This window comes from Methanosarcina sp. A14 (assembly GCF_001729375.1).
Taxonomy (GTDB): domain Archaea; phylum Halobacteriota; class Methanosarcinia; order Methanosarcinales; family Methanosarcinaceae; genus Methanosarcina; species Methanosarcina barkeri.
In genome coordinates this window covers 1-4,737 of sequence record NZ_LZPK01000357.1, presented here as the reverse complement: position 1 = coordinate 4,737, position 4,737 = coordinate 1, and the positions used below count along the sequence as shown (strand labels likewise).

The 4,737-nt window shown below is 37.6% G+C and carries 2 protein-coding genes; one reads left to right on the top strand and one right to left on the bottom strand.

Annotation, left to right across the window (positions count from 1 at the left end):
- The first annotated feature begins 796 nt into the window (after positions 1-796).
- A complete protein-coding gene (locus A9239_RS15515) occupies positions 797-1,225 on the top strand; it encodes a PKD domain-containing protein (protein ID WP_048116472.1) in 429 nt (142 codons plus the stop codon).
- A 638-nt stretch (positions 1,226-1,863) separates the two neighbouring features.
- Here A9239_RS15515 and A9239_RS15510 read toward each other — a convergent pair.
- A complete protein-coding gene (locus A9239_RS15510) occupies positions 1,864-4,659 on the bottom strand; it encodes a PocR ligand-binding domain-containing protein (RefSeq protein WP_048116470.1) in 2,796 nt (931 codons plus the stop codon).
- Positions 4,660-4,737 lie beyond the last annotated feature (78 nt).

The window sequence follows — 4,737 nt, the reverse complement described above, 5'->3', positions numbered from 1 at the left end:
TCCTCATGTAAACAGAGAAAAATTTAGAGATGAATGGTTTGAGTAAAAAATGAAAGAACTGGATCTAAAAAGAGTAACAGAAGAAGGAAATAAATCCTTAACCGATGACCAATGGATATTTTTCATATTTTTCTCCCATCCGTTTGAGCACTTTAATTGTTTCTTTATCCATATATTCTCCTGAGCAAGAATACCTATTTCGTCGGAAGTCTGTGTTTTCTTCTTAACCTGGTTCTAATATTCTTTTGCTCCTTCCAGTCTTGTTCTCAGTTTCTATAAGGATTGATTAACTTTATTACATCGAGAGCGCGGAGAGTCACGAAGACTCCGGAAAAGACTCTGGCATTTAGAGGCTGTCCAACAAATACTATTGGTAATATAGCAATTCCCTTTTTTGATTTAAAGGCTTCCGATACCTTATTTTTTACATATTTTGCTCTGAAATTGAATTGCCAGACAACCTGCAAAAGACGGGGTGTTCTTAGACCCTGGCACTCCTGGAGCAATAAGGAACTTTCGTAAGAGCTTGTATTGTATAAACTTATAATGATCTTTATTTTTTTGATAATAACAGCTGAGCGTATTTATAAATGAATTTATACTGTTATCATGTTTTATAAACAAAAATAAAGCTTTATCAAGCTTTAAACTCGCATTTGGATTTTTATTTAATTCCCTTGGAAATAAGTATGCTTATATTTTAATTTACCCTGTGGTTTTTGAGTAAATTTATTCTGTTATTTTTGATTACGGGCATACCCGGATCAAATTATGGAAAAAACAGGAGGAAAATTGTATGAAAAATAATAGAAAGTTCATATGGAACATAGCAATATCTGTTTTCACCGTACTAATGACGTTGACTTTATTATCTACAGCAGCCTCTGCATCCGTTTATGCATACAAAACTCCCCTTGGTGCAGGAACTCCTCCGGCAACACAACGTCTAACTGGTGGGGGTAATTACATTGATTATACAGCGGCAGCCGCTTCGAGTACTGATTCGCGACTAGTAAGATTTAAGGACCTGTCAAGAGGTAAAGAGACATATATCAGATGGGACTTTGGAGACGGAACCTATAAGCAAGGAACAAAAATTACTTCATCACTAAAAAATCCGGTACATAAGTTTTCAAAGAAGGGTTCTTATATCAGTTGTCTGACTATCAAGTGCACTGGTTATAAGTGGAAGTTGTGGGTTCATAAGACTATTGTTGTTAGATAATTTGAAAAAGACATAAGTTGACTTGGTTAAAAGTTGACTTATCACTTTTACTTTTATACTCCTTGTTTTATACAGTCTATGTAATAGTTATCTCAACAAATGCCCTCAAAAACTCCTCATTTTTAACTCCCAACTGGAATTTTTAAAAAATAAAAAATAGGATGATATAAACCAAATCCAGCGGCACAATCTGTTTTCATAAAGGGAATTTTTCTCTGGAAGCATTTGCAGTTATCTACAGCCTGACTGCAAGCCTACCCTTCAAATAGTTTCTCATGCAGGGTCTGGGTTCCTGGAAAGATCGATTTTATTTACCGGTATACGACCTCTTGTTAGTGTTGACGACATTGCCGGTTGGCTCTGGCTCTAAAAAAACCCGGGATTGCTTATCTACAAAATAGCTTTTTTCTGCAACTAGGATCCTCGACGTGTAATTAACTGTCTCGATCATTTGAGGTTAAAATAATAAATCTCATTAAAAAATTCAATATCAACTACTATATCTACACGATTGAAATTTAATTCAAGTTAATTATATATTACTTACCTCTGATGTTTATGTGCATAGCATAGCGAACAAACAGTATATGAATTCTCGTCAACTGATCATTGTATGAGAATTCGATTTTACTATTTTTTCAATTTTGCACTGGTACTTTGAACTTTATAACAAACTCAGTCCCAGAACCTCTTTTTAGTTCAATTTCACCCCCTAACTGGTCCACCAGGACTTCCACTAACTGTAAGCCAAGAGAATTGGAATCTTCTAAATTGAAATCTTCAGTAATACCAAGCCCGTTATCCGAAACTATTAAAGTAAAATCAGTGTCATTATAATGTTCTGTAGTTCTTCCCTGCTCTTTGTTTGCGTGTTCTGCAGAATCTTCTCTATGAAGTTTGATTTGAATTTTTCCATGATCTCTACCTAAAAATGCGTACTTCAAGGAATTTGAAACAAGTTCATTAATGATTATTCCCAATGGGACAGCGACATCCATATCAAAGAAAATGTTTTCTTCCAGCTCTATGTTCAGGCTCGTATTGACATTTCCAACTCTATAAGTCTGGAACAAATTTTCAACAAGCCTTTCAAGGTATGCAGAGAAGTTTAATGTATCGGTTCTTTTGCCTTCGTGGAGCTCTTTGTGGATAAGGGCAATTGACATTACTCTGTCCTGACTCTCTTTGAAAGCATTAAGAACTTCCACATTCTCAGCACATTTTCTGCTTCGGAACTTTTCAGCCTGCAGGTCAAGAAGGGAAGAGATCACTTGCAGATTATTCTTAATTCGGTGATGGATTTCTTTTTTTCTGGCTTCTTCGGCTTTTGCCAGTATTTTTTCCGCATTTATTTGCTCAGTAATATCTCTTGCAATAGCTGAGATAGCCTTCAGCTCTCCAAAAGCGTCAAAAACTGGAGAATAAGTTATTGAAACATTTGTTGTTGTACCATCCTTTTTTAGCCGTAAAGTTCTGTAATGATGGATTTTTTCTCCATGTTTAACTTTTTCAATTATCTTTTTTATTTTCCCTTTAAGATTATACGGTTCCAGTATTGAGACATTTTTACCCAGAATTTCTTCGGCGGAATAACCGTAAATCTGCTCTGCCGTTTTATTCCAGCTGATAATAGTACCATCGAAAGACTCTGTTACAATAGCATCATTTGATGATTCCACAGCATCTGCTAATATCCTGATCTTCTCCTCTGCTTTCTTGTGATCTGTAATGTCCTGAATTGTTCCTCTCAATCGAATTGGGCTTTTTTTCTCATCAAAAACAACATCACCCTGTGCGTGGACTATACGCTCTTCGCCTTCAGCCGAGATAATCCTGTGATCAATGCTAAAGGACTCTCGATTTAAAGCACTTTTAACGACATTGTCCACATAGCTTCGATCTTCGGGATGTATAAAGTTTAAAAGCTCACTGTATGTATGAAATAACTTTTTGGGGGCATACCCAAAGATACGGCACATCTCATGAGACCAGTAAACTTCACCGGTATTAAGATCCCAGTCCCAATTTCCAACATGAGCTATTTTTTGAGCTTCAGAGAGTCTTCTCTCTTCCTCCATCAGTGATTCGTAAGCTTTTTCAAGCTCTGATGTACGTTCTTTAACTTTTGCTTCTAAACTATCATGTGCTCTTTTAAGGGCTTCTTCTGATTTTTTGCGTTCGGTTATATCCTGTGTTATACCAAAACCGCCGGTTACCATCCCGTCTTTGTCAAATTCAATATATGCTTTTTCACGCACCCATTTAACCTTACCGTCTACGACAATTCGATGTTCGATGTCGTATGGTTCGCCTTCTAATCCCATATTCCATTTCTTGTCAACATAGTCCCTGTCATCCGGATGAACTTTTGAAAGAAAAGTTTCATAGGTTAAAGGGACACCTTTTTGGATGCAAAAGATACGGTAATTTTCATCAGACCAGGCTAGTTCGTTTTTACGCACATCCAGACTCCAGCTTCCGATATTTCCCACTGTTTGAGCACGATTGAAATCTTCCCTGTTTTTCTCTAGCTTATTCACCAGGATCTCGCTTTCTGCAAGTGACTGGGAAAGCTTGAAGTTACTGTAGCTTAATTGTGAGAGTATGTTGGCAAGTTTCACGAAGAAAGCCATTTTTTTGTTTACAGCTTCCTTACTTAACCGTGGAACTTTTTCAAATGCTGCTATGTATTCCTCCTCGTTGAAACCATATTTTCTGGCCTGAGATCGGAAAAGCTCATAGTCCACAGGTTCATCTTCAAAAAAAAACTGGCCTGAGAAAATATTGGCAACGTGCTTACCGCCTACCATGACAGGAGTCGCTACATCCCACATGTTGTTCTTGCACCTGTAAAGCTTAAACTCTCCAGGGGGAACGCCTACGGATAACTTTATGTCGCTTTCTATGCAGTTTTTACAGGTTTCGGGGTGGATTCTATGAAATTTTGTGCAGATATCCTGCCAGGCGACGCCTGCAAGAATATTGCCTTTGAGATCGATCAGGCCCATGGGAATATGAACAAGCCTATAGAAATCATCCATGAGAGACTGGATCGCTGGAACATCAATAATATTAGCCAACTCAAGGTTTGCCACCTCACCAACTTCACGTCCAGGAGGTTTTTCTTCAAATTTTCTCCAGCCACTTATATCGAATCCGTAAATGTTTACGCATTTTTTTTCAGGTACAGAGTAAAAACCTACAAAATAAACTCCTTTTCCCGTTTCAATTTTTATTTTTTCGGGTCTATTTAGGAAAATTACGTTCTTCACGATACCTTCAACATAGGATGGCAGTTTATCTCCTACTGCCACACCCCACTCATGTAATAAGGTTTTACCAGCTTTATTTGAGTACAGGACAGTGCAATCATTTGCCACACTGAGCACAGGATTCGGATTTGTTGCCGGAAATAGTTCCAGGTCTGTTGTCATAATCCCCCTTCAGGCTTCTCTATCTGACGTCGATATGCCTAACTTTACTATATTGTTATGCCCACTCGCTTGTTTGCC

Coding starts and splice junctions, on each gene's coding strand:
- A9239_RS15515 (WP_048116472.1), top strand. CDS start 797: ATGAAAAATAATAGAAAGTTCATATGGAACATAGCAATATCTGTTTTC.
- A9239_RS15510 (WP_048116470.1), bottom strand. CDS start 4,659: ATGACAACAGACCTGGAACTATTTCCGGCAACAAATCCGAATCCTGTG.